Source organism: Burkholderia sp. CpTa8-5, assembly GCF_017815045.1.
Taxonomy (GTDB): domain Bacteria; phylum Pseudomonadota; class Gammaproteobacteria; order Burkholderiales; family Burkholderiaceae; genus Burkholderia; species Burkholderia sola.
This window is the reverse complement of record NZ_JAGIQD010000002.1, coordinates 497,765-513,640: the sequence shown is the minus strand read 5'-3', so window position 1 is coordinate 513,640 and position 15,876 is coordinate 497,765. Positions and strand designations below refer to the sequence as shown.

16 protein-coding genes and 1 pseudogene are annotated in these 15,876 nt (G+C 68.3%); 4 read left to right on the top strand and 13 right to left on the bottom strand.

The features are described 5' to 3' along the window. Window positions 1-316: 316 nt before the first annotated feature. From J8I35_RS05675 to J8I35_RS05645, 7 genes are all read right to left on the bottom strand, one after another. Window positions 317-898 carry a DUF3501 family protein gene (locus tag J8I35_RS05675; protein ID WP_050017950.1) on the bottom strand — a complete coding sequence of 194 codons (582 nt, stop codon included), beginning with the start codon at window positions 896-898 and terminating at the stop codon, window positions 317-319. A 28-nt stretch (window positions 899-926) separates the two neighbouring features. After that, window positions 927-2,264 (bottom strand): heterodisulfide reductase-related iron-sulfur binding cluster, encoded by a 1,338-nt coding sequence (locus J8I35_RS05670; protein ID WP_050017361.1) that lies wholly within the window; start codon window positions 2,262-2,264, stop codon window positions 927-929. 122 nt (window positions 2,265-2,386) lie between these two features. Next, window positions 2,387-2,809, bottom strand: coding sequence for a rubrerythrin family protein (locus J8I35_RS05665; protein ID WP_006479492.1), 423 nt, complete (start codon window positions 2,807-2,809; stop codon window positions 2,387-2,389). Window positions 2,810-3,073: 264 nt separating this feature from the next. Beyond that, entirely contained in the window at window positions 3,074-4,342 is a 1,269-nt protein-coding gene (locus J8I35_RS05660; protein ID WP_209924741.1) for an RNA polymerase sigma factor, read from the bottom strand. Beyond that, window positions 4,339-4,755: a VOC family protein gene (locus J8I35_RS05655; RefSeq protein WP_050017363.1), complete on the bottom strand. Its 417-nt coding sequence runs from the start codon at window positions 4,753-4,755 to the stop codon at window positions 4,339-4,341. The genes J8I35_RS05660 and J8I35_RS05655 overlap by 4 nt, the downstream gene beginning before the upstream one ends. Window positions 4,756-4,781: 26 nt before the next feature. Continuing rightward, a complete protein-coding gene (locus J8I35_RS05650; protein WP_011548204.1) occupies window positions 4,782-5,201 on the bottom strand; it encodes a YciI family protein in 420 nt (139 codons plus the stop codon). A gap of 125 nt (window positions 5,202-5,326) precedes the next feature. Then, window positions 5,327-5,680, bottom strand: coding sequence for a YciI family protein (locus J8I35_RS05645; protein WP_006482933.1), 354 nt, complete (start codon window positions 5,678-5,680; stop codon window positions 5,327-5,329). Between the two features lie 206 nt (window positions 5,681-5,886). On the opposite strand from J8I35_RS05645, the gene J8I35_RS05640 reads away from it, so the two are divergent. The 4 genes from J8I35_RS05640 to J8I35_RS05625 all read left to right on the top strand — a co-directional run bounded on the left by J8I35_RS05640 (window position 5,887) and on the right by J8I35_RS05625 (window position 10,364). Next, window positions 5,887-7,758: an ExeM/NucH family extracellular endonuclease gene (locus J8I35_RS05640; RefSeq protein WP_209924740.1), complete on the top strand. Its 1,872-nt coding sequence runs from the start codon at window positions 5,887-5,889 to the stop codon at window positions 7,756-7,758. Window positions 7,759-8,043: 285 nt separating this feature from the next. After that, window positions 8,044-8,430: a DUF883 family protein gene (locus J8I35_RS05635; RefSeq protein WP_011548207.1), complete on the top strand. Its 387-nt coding sequence runs from the start codon at window positions 8,044-8,046 to the stop codon at window positions 8,428-8,430. A gap of 64 nt (window positions 8,431-8,494) precedes the next feature. After that, on the top strand, window positions 8,495-9,079 hold the full coding sequence (locus J8I35_RS05630; RefSeq protein ID WP_209924739.1) for a YSC84-related protein: 585 nt from the start codon (window positions 8,495-8,497) through the stop codon (window positions 9,077-9,079). A gap of 232 nt (window positions 9,080-9,311) precedes the next feature. Then, window positions 9,312-10,364: an AI-2E family transporter gene (locus tag J8I35_RS05625; RefSeq protein ID WP_050017367.1), complete on the top strand. Its 1,053-nt coding sequence runs from the start codon at window positions 9,312-9,314 to the stop codon at window positions 10,362-10,364. Between the two features lie 43 nt (window positions 10,365-10,407). On the opposite strand, the pseudogene J8I35_RS34545 reads toward J8I35_RS05625, so the two are convergent. The 6 genes and pseudogenes from J8I35_RS34545 to J8I35_RS05600 form a co-directional block, all read right to left on the bottom strand. Next, a pseudogene (locus J8I35_RS34545) lies at window positions 10,408-10,521 on the bottom strand (thioesterase); the annotation flags it as partial. An 84-nt stretch (window positions 10,522-10,605) separates the two neighbouring features. Next, window positions 10,606-11,622 carry an NADP-dependent oxidoreductase gene (locus J8I35_RS05620; protein ID WP_124553944.1) on the bottom strand — a complete coding sequence of 339 codons (1,017 nt, stop codon included), beginning with the start codon at window positions 11,620-11,622 and terminating at the stop codon, window positions 10,606-10,608. Between the two features lie 37 nt (window positions 11,623-11,659). Beyond that, window positions 11,660-12,448, bottom strand: a complete 789-nt coding sequence (locus tag J8I35_RS05615; RefSeq protein WP_050017369.1) for an SDR family oxidoreductase — start codon at window positions 12,446-12,448, stop codon at window positions 11,660-11,662. A 296-nt stretch (window positions 12,449-12,744) separates the two neighbouring features. Next, window positions 12,745-13,335 (bottom strand): phosphatase PAP2 family protein, encoded by a 591-nt coding sequence (locus tag J8I35_RS05610; protein WP_050017370.1) that lies wholly within the window; start codon window positions 13,333-13,335, stop codon window positions 12,745-12,747. An 80-nt stretch (window positions 13,336-13,415) separates the two neighbouring features. Further along, window positions 13,416-14,732 carry an Nramp family divalent metal transporter gene (locus tag J8I35_RS05605; protein WP_209924738.1) on the bottom strand — a complete coding sequence of 439 codons (1,317 nt, stop codon included), beginning with the start codon at window positions 14,730-14,732 and terminating at the stop codon, window positions 13,416-13,418. Continuing rightward, window positions 14,681-15,742, bottom strand: a complete 1,062-nt coding sequence (locus J8I35_RS05600; protein WP_209924737.1) for a helix-turn-helix domain-containing protein — start codon at window positions 15,740-15,742, stop codon at window positions 14,681-14,683. Before J8I35_RS05600 ends, J8I35_RS05605 begins: the two co-directional genes overlap by 52 nt. Window positions 15,743-15,876 lie beyond the last annotated feature (134 nt).

Sequence of the window (15,876 nt, the reverse complement as noted above, 5' to 3'; positions counted from 1 at the left end):
GCAAGCTCTTCCGGAAGGGTTACGGGGAATCGGTAAATCAGGGAAAAATTCGTAACAAGTTATTCACGAATCGGTAAATCATTCAATTTGACCTGAATCAAATTATCTCGATGCACAATCTTTTTATTGTTTCGCTGCGAGGAATGAAAATACGCTGACGCGGCGCGCCCACTCTGTCCCCGCATGCAAATCCGTCACGCTTGTTACATTTTCGCCGCAACCGGCAAGCGGCCGCGCCGCAGGGCTGCGACGCGGCTGTTTCGGGTCCGAACGGAAAGGGGGAAGCCGGCTTGCGCGGCTCGCGACGACGGCGGCGCTAGCGCAGATCGCCTGCCAGCGACGCGGTCACGTCCGCGTCGATGCGCTGCGCGGGCATCGTGTAGGCCGGATGATCGCAGCCGATCGACAGCGCCGCCCCGCCCTTGAGCGCCGCGCGCATCGGCGCATCGAACTCGAAGCGGACGAAGTGCACGGCCGACGTCTTCTCCGCGTTGTCGCGCTCGAGATCCTCGTCGGCGATCGCGTAGACGCTCGCGTGCCCGTCGACCCGCAGGTACACGCGATCCTCGACACCGATCAGCCGCGCGAGCGCCGCGCGCCGTTCGATCTCGTGCTCGTACTCGATCTGCATCGTCGCCTTCAGGTTGGTGCCGTCGGGCACCAGCGGCAGATACGCTTCCAGTTCCCCTTCGATGCCGGCTTCGTCGAAGATCTTCTCGATATGCAGCATCTCGTGGATCTGATAACGGATCGTCGTCTCGTCCTCGAACAGAAAACGCAGGTGGTTGCCGAGCGCCACCGCGCGGCGGCGCTTGTACGCGACGAGTCGCGCGTGTTCGGCCTTGCGGATCTTCGCGTACGCTTCGAGCGTCAGCAGGGAGTCGCGGGTCAGCGTCATGGAAGTCCTCGTGATGGCCGGCCGCCGCTCAGATGCCGTACGCGCGCCGCAGCAGCGTCAGCGGATGCGCGAGCGGCGCCGGCGGCAGCCCGTTCTCGTCGATGCCCTGCACGATGTGATGGCCGGCGAGCGCGCAGTCGGACGACACGACGTCCGGCCGCGGCTCGGCCATCGCCTTGAACACCGGCGTGCCGATCCGCATCGCGTCCGCATGAAATTCCTTCTTCACGCCGAACGTGCCCGCGTGGCCCGAGCAACGCTCGACGACGGTCACGCGCGTATCGGGCACGAGCGACAGCGCATCGGCCGTCTTGCGACCGATGTTCTGCACGCGCGCATGGCACGGCACGTGATACGACACACTGCCGAGGCCGGTCTTGAAATCGGTCTTCAGCAGCCCGTCGCGATGGCGCGCGATCACGTATTCGAACGGGTCCCAGAACGCGTCGGCCACCGCGCGCACGGCCGGGTCGGCGGGAAACATCAGCGGCAGCTCGCTCTTGTACATCAGCACGCAGCTCGGGATCGCGCCGATCAGCGCATAGCCTTCACGTGCGTAGCGTTCGAGCACCGGGATGTTCACCGCCTGCTTCGCGGCGACGCCGGCGAGGTTGCCTTGCTCCAGCAGCGGCATCCCGCAGCACGCTTCGCGCGTGACGAGTTCGTACGGGATCTCGTTGTGCGCGAGGATCGCGAGCAGGTCGTGGCCGATCCCCGGCTCGTTGAAATTCACGTAGCACGTCGCGTAGATCGCGACCTTGCCGGGCGTGCGTTCGCCGTCGCGCACGGGCGGGTTCGCCGAGCGCTCGGCTGCGCGCCGGAACGTGCGCGGCGCGAACTCCGGCAGCCACGCATGGCGATCGACGCCGAGCGCCGCTTCGAGCGCGTGGCGCGCGGGCGGCGTGCGGTTCACCGCGTTGATCGTCTGCGTGACGACCGGAATGCCGGCGAAATGGCCGAGCGCATCGGTATTCGACAGCACCTTGTCGCGCAGCGTCGCTTCGCCGCGCTTGTAACGCGCGGCCTTGCCGCGCAACATCAGGTGCGGGAAGTCGACGTTCCATGCATGCGGCGGCACGTACGGGCATTTCGTCATGTAGCAGAGGTCGCACAGATAGCACTGGTCGACGACCTTGCCGAACGCTTCCTTCGGCACATCTTCGACGTCGCCCATCGGCGTGTCGTCGACCAGGTCGAACAGCGCCGGAAACGCGCCGCACAGCGACACGCAGCGCCGGCAGCCGGCGCAGATGTCGAATACGCGGGTCATTTCCGCATCGATCTCGGCCTGGTCGTAGAACGCTTCGGACTGCCAGTCGAGCGGATGCCGGGTCGGCGCTTCGAGACTGCCTTCCTTGTGGGGCATGGGGCGCTCCCGCATGACGCGCATGTGCGCAAGCGCACCGCCCGCACGATGCGGGCGGCGATGAACGAACAGCCGGCCGCGTGCCGGTCGCACCGCGATGCCGTACGGCCCGCGGCGGCCCGTCAGTCGACGAGACTGTCGAGCGCCTTCGTGTAGCGGTTCGCGTGGCTGCGTTCGGCCTTCGCGAGCGTCTCGAACCAGTTCGCGATTTCGTCGAACCCCTCGTCGCGCGCGGTTTTCGCCATGCCCGGATACATGTCGGTGTATTCGTGCGTTTCGCCGGCGATCGCCGATTCGAGATTCAGCCGCGACGAACCGAACGGCAGGCCCGTGGCCGGATCGCCGACGGTTTCCAGGTATTCGAGATGGCCGTGCGCATGGCCGGTTTCGCCTTCGGCGGTCGAGCGGAACAGCGCGGCGACGTCGTTCTGCCCCTCGACGTCGGCCTTCGACGCGAAATACAGATAGCGCCGATTCGCCTGCGATTCGCCCGCGAATGCGGCCTTCAGGTTCTCTTCGGTCTTGCTGCCCTTGAGTTGAGCCATTTGCGCCTCCGTTCGAGTCGGCGCGGCCGCGTGCGACGCCGGGCCGATCAGATATGTGGGGAACGATGCGTGCGCCGGGCGCGCGTCGTGCTCTTCAATCTAGGCGCTCGCGTTCGCATCCCCCAATAGGCTTTTTCAATGCGGGCGATAGTGTCGGGGGGCGGTGTGCGGCGGATGGCGGGAAGACGGGCGCCATGCGGTGCGCGGGAGCGGACGGGACGGCGGGTATCGTGCGGTGCGCGGCGGCGCCGCGCGCGTCACGCGTCACGCATCCATCGCGCGCTTCAGCAGCAATTCGCGCTCACGCTCGTTGCGCGTCAGTTCCGCCGCGCGGCGGAATTCCAGCTTCGCCTCGTCGGCGCGGCCGAGCTTCGCGAGCAGATCGCCGCGCACGCTCGGCAGCCAGTGATAGCGCGCGAGCGCCGGATCGTCGCGCAGCACGTCGACGAGTTCGAGCGCGGCGGCCGGCCCGAACGCCATCCCCACCGCGACCGCGCGATTCAGCTCGACGACCGGCGACGGCGCGACTTCGGCGAGCGCGTCATACAGCGCGACGATCTGCGCCCAATCCGTGTCCGCCGCGTGCCGCGCCCGCGCGTGGCACGCGGCAAGCGCGGCCTGCAGCGCATACGGCCCGCGCACGCCGCCGAGCTTCGTCGCCCGCTCCAGCGCCGCGAGGCCGCGCCGGATCAGCAACGGATCCCAGCGGCTGCGGTCCTGGTCGAGCAGCAGCACGGGCCGGCCCTGCGCGTCGACGCGGGCATGCATGCGCGACGCCTGCAACTCCATCAGCGCGACGAGCCCGAGCACTTCGCTTTCGTCCGGCGCGAGGCCGGCCAGCACGCGGCCGAGCCGCAACGCCTCGTCGCACAGCGCCGGGCGCATCCAGTCGTCGCCCGCCGTCGCCGCATGGCCTTCGTTGAACACGAGATAGATCACTTCGAGCACCGACGCGAGCCGCGCGGGCCGCGCATCGGCGGCCGGCACCTCGAACGGCACGTGCGCGGCCGCGAGCGTGCGCTTCGCGCGCACGATCCGCTGCGCGATCGTCGGCTCCGGCGTCAGGAATGCGCGCGCGATCTCGCCCGTCGTCAGCCCGCCGAGCAGCCGCAGCGTCAGCGCGACGCGCGCGTCGGTCGACAGCACCGGGTGGCACGACGTGAAGATCAGCCGCAGCAGATCGTCGCCGATGTCGTCGTCGCGCGCGTCGGCGAGCGCATCGGCGATGTCGGGGACGACGTGCGCTTCGAGCGCGTCCATCTCGTGGCCAAGCTGGTCGCGCTTGGCCGAATGAAGCGACTCCTGCCGGACCCGGTCGAGCGCGCGACGCTTCACGGCCGTCATCAGCCAGGCGGCCGGGTTGTCGGGCACGCCGTCGATGGGCCAGTGCTCGAGCGCCGCGACGAGCGTGTCCTGCGCCAGTTCCTCGGCCACGCCGACGTCGCGCACCACGCGCGCGGCGCGCGCGATGATCTTCGGCGCCTCGATTCGCCAGACCGCTTCGATCGCACGATGCGTCGCCTCATGCGTCACGACGCCTGCCCCTGGGCGGACGCCTCCAGCGGCATGGCCATCAGTTCCCACGTGTGGCCGTCCGGATCGGTGAACCCGTGGCCGTACATGTTCGGGTACTCGCGCGGCGCCTGCGGCGCGGCCCCGCCGGCCGCCAGCGCCTTCGCGACGAGCGTGTCGACTTCGGCGCGGCTATCGCACGACAGGCACGACAGCACCTGGATGTGCGTCGCCGGATCGATGATGGTCTTGTCGGTGAAGGTCTGGAAAAACGGCCGCACGAGCAGCATCGCGAAGATCGCATCGCTGATCTTGATGCAGGCGGCCTGCTCGTTGGTATAGGCCGGCACGACCTCGAAGCCGAGCGCCTGGTAGAACGTCTTCGCGCGCGGCAGGTCGGCTACCGGCAGGTTGATGAAAACCATCTTGTGCATGACGGGTGCTCCCGGTGAGATTGGATTCAGGCGTGGCTGCGGCCGACGTGGAGATCGCGGAACCGCTCGACCGCGTCGCTCGGCGTCAGGTCGTCGAGCTCGAACAGCGGCCGCACCTCGATCTCGCAATCGAGCTCGGCGCCGAACGGCGCGGGGAACCGGCGCGTCCATTCGAGCGCCTCGTCGCGCGAGCGCACCTGAATCAGCGTGTAGCCGGCGATCAGTTCCTTCGTTTCGGCGAACGGGCCGTCGATCACCGTGCCCTTGCCGCCCGTGTAGCGCACGCGCCAGCCGTGGGCGCTCGGCCTCAGGCCGTTGGCGTCGAGCAGCACGCCGGCCTTCGCCAGTTCCTCGTGATAGACCGTCATCGCCTCGACCAGCCGGTTGTCCGGCAACGCGTCGGATTCGCTGACGGCATTCGCCCGGATCATGATCATGAATCGCATCGTTCACTCCTTGTCGTCGGTGGAAAGCGGCGCCCGTTCCGTGGCGCCTTACCCGGACGACGGGCGGAAGACGGCCGGATCGACACGCGCCACGACAAATCAGGGTAAATACCGAGTCGCGACGCTCACAGAAAGCACGGGCCGACCGCGCGCACCTCGACCGTGCACCATTGCGCGGCCGGGCACTGGCGCGCGATTTCGATCGCTTCCTCGCGCGTGTCGACGTCGACGAGGAAGAAGCCGCCGACCATCTCCTTCGCCTCCGCGAACGGCCCGTCGAGCAGACGCGTCTCGCCGTCGCGCACCTGCACGCGCGTGCCGCGCTCGGACCGTTCCAGCGACTCGACGCCGCGCAGCACGCCGCGCGCCTTCAGCGACTCGGCGAAATCGACCATCCGCGCATAGAGCGCCTGGCCTTCGTCGAGCGTGCGCTCGGCGCGCTGCTCGGTCGGTTCGACAATCAACAGCATGTAAGACATGGATTTCTCCTGTGGGAACGGGGTGCGGCGACATGCAGCGGCCGAGCGGCACACGACGCCCGGTGCGAAAGCGTAACAGCCGCGGGGCGGCTTGCCGCATCGTTGGCCAACCGGCAATGGCCGAACGGCCATTTCGGCCGCAGCCTGACATTTTGCCTTCAAGATGCGGTCCCGAACTGTCGGATTTTCATCCTGTGGACCGTCCCATGTCACGCCCGCTCCCCCTGCTTGCCGTCGCGCTGTTCCTCGTGTTGTCCGCCGTGCTGTCCGTGGCCTTCTGCGCGCGGTCGACCCCCGCCGCGCTGCCGGTCGGCAGCGGTTGCGGCGGCCCCGCCACGGCGATCGCCGAGATCCGCCGCACCGGCGGTCCGTCGCGGCTCGCCGGGCAAACGACGTCGATCGAAGCGGTCGTCACCGCGGCGTTCGGCGGCGCCGACGGCCTCGGCGGCTTCTTCGTCCAGCAGGCCGACGCGCAACGGCAACACCGGCCGGGCGTTCCGGAAGGCCTGTTCGTCTACGCACCGAATGCGCGCGCAGAACCCGGCGATCTCGTGCGTCTGACCGGCAAGGTCGACGAGAAATACGGCCGGACGCAGCTCACGCTGTCGGGCCGCGTGACCGTCTGCGCACGCGGGCAGACGGTCACGCCGGCCGCGCTCGCGCTGCCGGTTGCGTCGCCCGCCGTCCTCGCCGCGCACGAAGCCATGCGCGTACGCCTGCCGCAAACGCTGACGGTCAGCGATACCTACGAACTCGGCCGCTACGGCAGCATCGTGCTGAGCAACGGCCGGCTGCGCGTGCCGACCCAGGTCGCGCCGCCGGCCGACGCTGCCGCGCAGGCAGCGGCCAACGCATTGAATCGCCTCGTGCTCGACGACGGTTCGAACCGCCGCGACCCGGCGACCGTCCGCTATCCGCCGCCCGCGCTGAACGCCGCCAACACGCTGCGCGCGGGCTACACGGTACGCGGCGTCGAAGGCGTGCTCGAGTTGCGCTACGGTACATGGCGGCTGCAACCGGTGGCCGGCGCGGCGCCCGTATTCAATGCCGCCGCGAACCCGCGCACCGCGGCGCCGGCCCGGCATCCCGATGCCGACGTGCGCATCGTGTCGTTCAACGTCTTCAACTATTTCAACGGCGACGGCCGTGGCGGCGGATTCGACGCGCCGGCCAACCGCGGCGCGAAAACGCCCGCCGCGTTCGCGCGGCAGGAAGCGAAGATCGTCGCGGCGTTGCGCGCGCTGCGCGCCGACGTGATCGGGCTGATGGAAATCGCGAACAACGGCCACGGCGACGCGAGCGCCATCCGTCGGCTCGCCGCGCAACTCGGCGACGGCTGGCGCGCGGTCGATCCCGGCACCGCGCGCCTGGGCCGCGACGCGATCGCGGTCGCGCTGCTGTACGACAGCCGCACGATCGAGCCGGTCGGGCGCGCCGCCACCGTCTCGCTCGGCGGCCGGCACCGCCCGCCGCTCGCGCAGACATTCCGGCGCATCGGCGGCACGCGTGCGTTCACGGTCGCGGTCAATCACCTGAAGTCGAAGAACTGCCCGCACGCGAGCGGCGCCGATCTCGACCAGTCGGACGGCCAGGGCTGCTGGAATGCGGCGCGCACGCGGGCGGCCGCACGCGTCGCCGACTGGCTCGCCACGTCGCCGACGGGCGTCGCGGCCGACGGCGTGCTGCTGATCGGCGATCTGAACAGTTATGCAAAGGAAGACCCGGTCCGCACGCTCGAAGCGCGCGGCTACGCGAACCTGGTTGCGCACTTCGTCGGCGATGCTGCGTACAGCTACGTATTTCGCGGCGAAGCCGGCAATCTCGACCACGCGCTCGCCACGCCGCCGCTCGCCGCGCGCGTGAAGGCCGTGCGGTTCTGGCACATCAATGCGGACGAACCGGTCGCGCTGCAATCCGTGCCCGATTACAAAACGCGCACGCGACGGTCGGCTTATTACGCACCGGACGCCTACCGCTCGTCGGACCACGATCCCGTCGTCATCGACGTCGCACTGAACGATACCGGCCCGCAGCCGGCATCAGGCACGAATCGTGCGCCTCGACCGGGCGTCGAGTAGTGCATTTGCATCAGCGCTCAACCTGCAACGGCACTATTTACCTGATGCCGGTGGCGGCGCCATATTTACCGCACCTTCACTGCGATCCGCTGCTCGACACGCTGTATCGCCCCGACGCGCGAAATTTTTTCAACCGCAGCGCCGCCCCGCGCGACGGGGTTCCCCGGCGATCCTGCCGACGAATTGAAAATTTGTCTCGAAACTCAATCGGATCAAGTGAATCACATCAGTTGCAGCGATTCGTCTTATCTTCAAATTGCCTGGAATCAAAGGAGGATAAACACCATGGCGCTTACCGACTCGATCGAACACAAGCTGGACCGCGGGCTGTCCGATATCCGTCGCACCGGCCGACGCGTGGGCCGCACGACGCGCGCGGCTGCCCGCGATCTGCATGCCGACGTGACCGACGATCTGCGCGGGCTAGTCGACGAACTGGAAGATCTGCTGAAAAACGATGGCGATGGCGATATCGCCGCACTGCGCAAGCGCGTGCAATCCCGCCTCGATGAAGCACGCGGCGCGCTCGACTATGCGTCGGGCAGCGCGGCCGCCCGGCTGCGCGATTCGGCCGAACGCGTGTCGCAAGTCGTGCACGAGAACCCGTGGCAAACCGCCGGCGTCGTCGCGGGCCTTGCGTTCGTTGCGGGCCTGCTCCTTTCCCGCCGTTGAACGGGGCGGCGTGTACCGCCGCCCGCCTCGCCCGTCACCCATCAGACAACGAAGGAGAAACGCCATGCAGAAATCCCTCGCCATGAAAGCCGCCGCCGCCGTGATGCTCGGCAGCCTCGCCCTCGCCGGTTGCACGACCACGTCCGGCAAACCCGATAGCGCCGCGGCCAGCGCGTCGAAGCGCGAGTCGATCGACGCCAGCGTGAATGCGACGCTGTCGCGCCTGTATTCGACGGTGCCCGGCTCGCGCGACCTGGTCTCGAAAGCACGCGGCGTCCTCGTGTTCCCGAATGTGCTGCAAGCCGGCTTCATCGTCGGCGCCCAGTCCGGCAACGGCGCGCTGCGCGTCGGCGGCAGCACCGTCGGCTACTACAACACGTCGTCGCTGTCGGTCGGCCTGCAGGCCGGCGCGCAATCGAAGGCGGTCGTGTTCCTGTTCATGACGCAGGATGCGCTCGACTCGTTCCGCAAGTCGGACGGCTGGTCGGCCGGCGCCGACGCGTCGGTCGCGGTCGTGAAGGTCGGCGCGAACGGCACGGTCGACTCCAACACGGCTACCGCACCGGTGGAAGTGCTGGTCCTGACCAACGCGGGCCTGATGGGCGACCTGTCGGTGAACGGCACGAAGGTCACCAAGCTCAACATCTGACGATCCGGCACGCGGCCTCGCGCCGCGTTCGCTTCCCGGCAGCGCCGCGGCCCCGGCCGCGGCGTTTTCGCATGTGTCTCACGCAGCGGCTATGATGGCGGCACCTTTGCGGGCATACTCCGCATGGGCCGCCCGGCCGCGCATTGCGCCGCGAACCTGACGTTCGCGAACCGATCGCGCGCGGGGCAACGAGATTCAATCAAACCACGCATCAATCTGCGCGAATGTACCCATGGATAGCGGACACGATCACCAAAAATTCTTCTACTTCCTGCTGTTCGCGGTCACCGTCGGACTCTGCTGGATCCTCGCGCCATTCTCCGGCGCCGTCTTCTGGGGCACCATTCTCGCGATCCTGTTCCAGCCCGTGCAGCGCTGGCTCGCCGCACGCTTCGGCAAGCGGCGCAATCTGGCCGCGCTCGTCACGATGTCGCTGATCATCCTGATCGTGATCCTGCCGCTCGTGTTCGTCACGGCGACGCTCGTACAGGAAATCGCGTACGTGTACCAGGAACTCAAGGATGCGCAGCCGAATTATTCGCAGTACTTCCATGACATCATCCACGCGCTGCCGACGTCGATCCAGAACCTGCTGCAGAAATACGGGCTGACCAACATCCCGGGCATCCAGAAGAAGCTGACCGACGGCGCCGCGCAGATCAGCCAGTTCGCGGCCACCCAGGCGCTCAGCATCGGCCAGAACACGTTCCAGTTCGTCGTGAGCTTCGGCGTGATGCTGTACATGGTGTTCTTCCTGCTGCGCGACGGCGGCGAGATCGGCCGCCGCGTGCGCCGCGCGCTGCCGCTCGACGAAGAGCACAAGAACCTGCTGCTCGCGAAATTCACGACGGTCGTGCGCGCGACCGTGAAGGGCAACATCGCGGTCGCGCTCGTCCAGGGCGCGCTCGGCGGGCTGATCTTCTGGATCCTCGGGATCGAGGGCGTCGTGCTGTGGGGCGCGCTGATGGCGTTCCTGTCGCTGTTGCCCGCGATCGGCGCGAGCCTCGTGTGGGTGCCGGCCGCGCTCTACTTCCTGATGATCGGCGCGGTATGGAAGTGCGTGATCCTCGTCGCGTTCTGCGTCGGCGTGATCGGCCTCGTCGACAACCTGCTGCGCCCGATCCTCGTCGGCAAGGACACGAAGATGCCCGACTGGGTCGTGCTGATCTCGACGCTCGGCGGGATGGCGCTGTTCGGCATCAACGGCTTCGTGATCGGGCCGCTCGTCGCCGCGCTGTTCATGGCGAGCTGGGACATCTACGCGCGCGCCGAACAGGGCGAATGACGCGCGGCCGGCCGGCGATCCGCATGCGTGCGGACCTCGCCGGTCAAGGATGACGGATAGGGATCACGACGGGCGCCACGGCGCCCGTTGCTTCATCCGCCGCATCCGTCATCACGCCGCCATACGGGCCGACGCGATGCGCGCGGCCCGGCGTCAGCCATGTGCAACTGCGGCCGGATTGATCGAACTCGGCTCGCTCGATACGCGCCCGCGGCCCGATCCGACAGGCGGGACACGCCCGTCACGCGTCCGGATCGACGCGCAGCACCAGCTTGCCGCGATGGTCGCCGTCGAACAGGCGATTCAGCACGTCGGGCGCGTTTTCGAGACCGTCGGCCACGGTTTCCTCGGCCTTGAGCCGGCCGTCGCGCAGCCAGCCCGCGAGCGTCTGCACGGCTTCGCGGCTCTTGCGGTAGTCGAGGATCAGGAAGCCGCGCATCGTCAGCCGCTTCGAGATCAGCACGCCGACGTCGTCGGCCGCGCGGCCGCTGTTGTAGTTCGAGATCACGCCGCACAGCGCGACGCGCCCGCCGATCACCATCCGCGACAACACCGCGCGCATCACCTCGCCGCCGACGTTCTCGAAGTTCACGTGCACGCCGTCCGGCGTCGCCGCCTTCAGTTGCTGGCGGAAATCGTCGGCCTTGTAGTCGACGGCCGCGTCGAAGCCGAGCGTCTCGGTCAGGTAGCGGCACTTGTCCGCGCCGCCCGCGATGCCGACCACCCGTGCGCCGTGGATCTTGCCGATCTGCCCGGCGATCGAGCCGACCGAGCCGGCCGCCGCCGACACGACCAGCGTTTCGCCCGGCTGCACCGGCGCGATGTCGGTCAGCCCGTAGTACGCGGTCAACCCGCTCATCCCGCACGCGCCGAGCAGCGTCGGCAGCGGCAGGCCCGACTGCGCGGGCAGCTTCACGAGCTGCGCGGCCTGCTCGGCCGGCACGACCGCGTAGTCCTGCCAGCCGACGAGCCCCTGCACGAGGTCACCCTCCGCGAACCCCGCGTTACGCGACGCGATCACGCGGCCGATCCCGAGCGCGCGCATCACCTCGCCGATCGCGACGGGCGGCAGGTACTGCGGCACGTCGCTCATCCATACGCGGTTGGTCGGGTCCATCGACAGATACAGCACGCGCACGAGCACCTCGCCGTCGGCGAGCGCCGGCACCGGCGTCTCGACGAGCGAAAAATGTTCGCGGCCGACCCGCCCTTCCGGGCGCGTCTTCAATAGCAGCTGGCGGTTCACGGGTGTCGACATGCTGTTCTCCTCCAATCGTTGTGGTTCGGGATGCGCGTCAGACCGCGCACATGCCGCCGTCGATCACGAGTTCGGCGGCCGTCACGAAGCGGCTCTCGTCGGACGCGAGATACACGGCCGCATGCGCGACGTCGTCCGGCTCGCCGAGCCGGCGCAGCGGAATGCCGCGCGCGAGCTTGCGCGTCGCGTCGCGTTCGCCGAGCGACTGGAACAGCGGCTCGACGATCCCCGTGCGGATGAACGCCGGGTGAATCGAATTGCAGCGCACGTCGATCTCGCGGCGCGCGCAATCGATCGCGACCGACTTCGTCAGCGACGCGACCGCCGCCTTCGATGCGTTGTACGCGGTGAAATCCGGTTCGACCTTGAACGCGGCGACCGACGAAATGTTGATGATCGATGCGGGATGGCTCTCGGCCAGATACGACAGCGCATGCTTGCAGCCGAGCACGATGCTCTCGACGTTGATCGCCATCACGCGGCGCCATTCGTCCAGCTCGATTTGCGCGGGCGAGCCGATCGAGCCGACGCCCGCATTGTTGACGAGCACCGACAGGCCGCCCATCGCATCGGTCGCCTGCACGAGCAGCGCCTGCCAGCGCGCTTCGTCGCGCACGTCCTGGGTCGCGGCGAACGCGACCGGCGTCGCGTGGCCCGCGTTGAGCTCCTGCGCGAACGCGTCGAGCACCGCCGCTTCCGCGATATCGGTCACGAACACGCGCGCGCCCTGCTCGACCATCCGGCGCGCGATCGCCCGGCCGAGGCCGCCCGCGGCGCCCGTGATGTATGCGCACTTGCCGGCGAGGCGCGGAGAAACGATTGTCATGTGTCTGCTCCTGTCTTGAATCGTCGTCGCGGAACGCTGCTGCGACGGGGTGTGCGTGCTTTCCGCGCCTTCAGTGCCGCTGCCGGCCGACGTGCGCCGATGGCCGGTGCGCCGACATGACGACGCGCCACACGGTTTCCGCGAGTATATCGAGACGAACGCGACGCACGCGTGCCCGGCCGGGCAGGCTGTCCGCGGTTGAACGACGGCCAGCGTACGCGAATGCACCCGATCGATGAGCCGGACGAACCCCAGCGGCAGAAAGGCGGCGCCGGCGCACCCGCCATCGGCACCGGTCAGAACCGGTCGCCCGACGGCGCGCGCACGAACGCGCAGAGCTGCGGCGAATGCGTGTCGATCATCTGCTGGAACGGCGCGCGGTGCCCGTACGCGATGCCCGACACCAGCAGCAGGCAGGCCGCCGCGACGCGCGGCGAGAACGCGCGCTGCCGCGCGCCGTCGTAGCCGCGCAGGAACACCAGCGCGACCAGCGCGCCGAGCATCCAGCCGGCGACGACTTCCGGCACGGTGTGCGAATGATCGAACACGCGCGCCACGGCCGTGATCGCGCCGACGGCCAGCCCGGCCGCGATGCCGGGCGCCCTGCCCGGCCGGAACGCCTGCCACAGCATCGACAGCGCGACCGTCCACACGGACGTCGACAGCATCGTATGGCCGCTGATCACGCGGAAATCGAATTGCGGAAGCTCGATCCCGCATCCGGCATAGAGAATCTTCGTCGCGCCGACGACGCCCATGCCGGCGGCCAGCAGCACGCCCCAGCGAACGGCGAGGCGCCAGTCGGTCAGCACGAGCCATGCCGCGCAGGTCAGCGCGATCGGCAAGGTCAGCGCGGCATCGCCGATATTGCTGATTTCACTCCACATAACGGACTTCGGGGTCGATCGAAAGGCCGCAGTTTACCGCATGCTCGCCGCACGCCTGTGTCAGCCTGTGACAGGCTGTATCAGCCCGCGACACCGGTAATCAGCAGCAGGTTCGTGCCGGTGATTACGGCGAACAGCGCCCATGCGGCCGCCTGCATCCCGCGGCCGATCGCGTGGTCGCCCATCGTGTTGCGGTCGCTGACCGAGCGGATCAGCGGCCACATCGCGAACGGCAACTGCAGGCTCAGCAGCACCTGGCTCCAGACGAGCAGTTGCCCGACCGAGCCGTCGCCGAGCCACAGCACGCCGATCAGCGCCGGCACGAGCGCGAGCCCGCGCGTGATCAGCCGGCGCTGGTAGCACGGGATCTTCGTATGCAGGAAGCCGTCCATGATGACCTGACCGGCGATCGTGCCGGTCAGCGTCGAGCTCTGCCCCGATGCGAGCAGCGCGATGCCGAACAACAGCGCGGCCGCGCCGCCGGCGATCGGCGTGATCAGCCGGTACGCCTGTTCGATGTCGGTCACGTTGTGCTGGCCCGTCGCATGAAACGCGGCGCCCGCGACGACGAGGATCGCCGCGTTGACCAGCATCGCGACGAACAGCGACACGCAGGTATCGATGCGCACGAGGCCCAGCGTGTCGCGGATCACGCCGCGCGCGCCGCCGACCACATGCCGCGTCTGCACGACCGACGAATGCAGATACAGGTTGTGCGGCATGATCGTCGCGCCGACGATGCCGAGCGCGAGCACGATCGCGTCCTTGCGATCGCGGCCCGGGTCGCCCGGCACGAGCCCGCCGATCACCGCGTGCCAGTCGGGCGGCGTGATCGCCACCTGCGCGACGAAGCAGAACGCCATCGTCGCGATCAGCCCGAGCACGATCGCCTCGATCTGCCGGAACCCCTTGCCCTGCAGGCCGAGCACGATCACCGTGTCGAGCGCGGTGAGCACGACGCCCCACGCGAGCGGCACGCCGAGCAGCAGCTTGAACGCGAGCGCGCAGCCGAGCACTTCCGCGATGTCGCACGCGATGATCGACACTTCGGCGGTGATCCACTGCACGACGCGGCCGACCCGGCCGTAGCGCTCGTAGCTGGCCTGCGCGAGATCCTTGCCCGCGACGAGGCCGAGCCGCGCCGCGAGCATCTGCAGGAAGATCGCCGCGAGGCTCGAGAACGCGACGACCCACAGCAGCGAATAGCCGAACTGCGAGCCCGCCTGGATATCGGTCGCCCAGTTGCCGGGATCCATGTAGCCGATCGCGACCAGCAGGCCGGGGCCGAAGAAACGCTTGAGCTTCTGCCAGCGCGGCGCGGCCGCGTCGATCGTGATGCTGCCCTTTACTTCCGACGGGCAGAAAGGGGCGGTGGCGGTAGAGGGGAGGAAGGGCATGGAAACCGGGAATCGAGGTCGCGACACGACGATTCTACGGGTATCCGTCCCGTTTTCCCGCGCGCGGTCGCGCACGCGTCGCATTCCGCCCCCTCGCCGACGCAGCACGCAGCGGCCGGCCCGTCATCCGGGTCGGGCGACGCCGCGTCGTGCGCGAGGATTTTTTCCCGCTCGGCGACGCGAAATTCGGTCGGCGACATCAGCAGGCGCTGGCGAAACAGCTTCGCGAGCCGCTCGCCGCTGCCGAACCCGGTGCGCCGCGCGACCTTGTCGGCCGGCAGCGTCGTATGGATCAGCATGTGGCACGCCCGTTCGAGCCGCACGTGCTGGACGAACTCGGTCGGCGTCACGCCGATTTCCTTCTTGAAGCGCCGCAGGAAATTGCGCTCGCTCATCGCGGCCGCCTGCGCGGCGTTCGCGATCGAGATGCGGTTCACGCTCTGCGCGCGCAGCCGCTGCGCGGACATCCGGATCGACGGGCTCGCGCTCAGTTCGCGGAACGCCCACATCGACTGAACATAGCGCTGCTCGACCGGCCGCGCCATGTTGCTGGCGATCTCCCGCGCGGCGCCATCGCCGAGGTCCGCACGGAACATGTCGAGCGCGGCGGCAAACACGTCGGTCTCGCCGGCCCGCGATTCGATGGTCGTGGCGGCGCGGCGCCGGGCGCTGCCCGGCCGCGCGTCGATCGACGACGGCCGCTGCGTGGCGGCGAGCGCGGGCAGGTCCATCGCGTCGACGATCCAGCGCGCATGCTGGCGAATGTCGGCCAGGCGCCGTTGCAATGCGTCGTCCCAGTTGACGGCCGCGCGGTCGCCATGAAGATGAAAGAACGCGAGCGCGCGGCGGCTGTGTTCGTCGCCGAGCGGATCGGCCGCGATTCTCACGCCGGACGACGACTGCAACAGTCCTCCGCTTTCGGATACGTACTTGAGCTGGTAATCCACGCCGTACCCATGCAGGCGATTCGCCAGGTTGAAGGCCTCGCCGAGACGCGCGGCCTGGGCCAACGAAAACCCCGTACTCAAATAGATAATGACCCACCGCTGATCTGCTGCATTCACTGGCCAAGCCCCCGACTTGTTCGACTTCTTCTAATACCGTCGAACTGTCAGGCTTATATTTGGTTTGAATGCGTGCGACA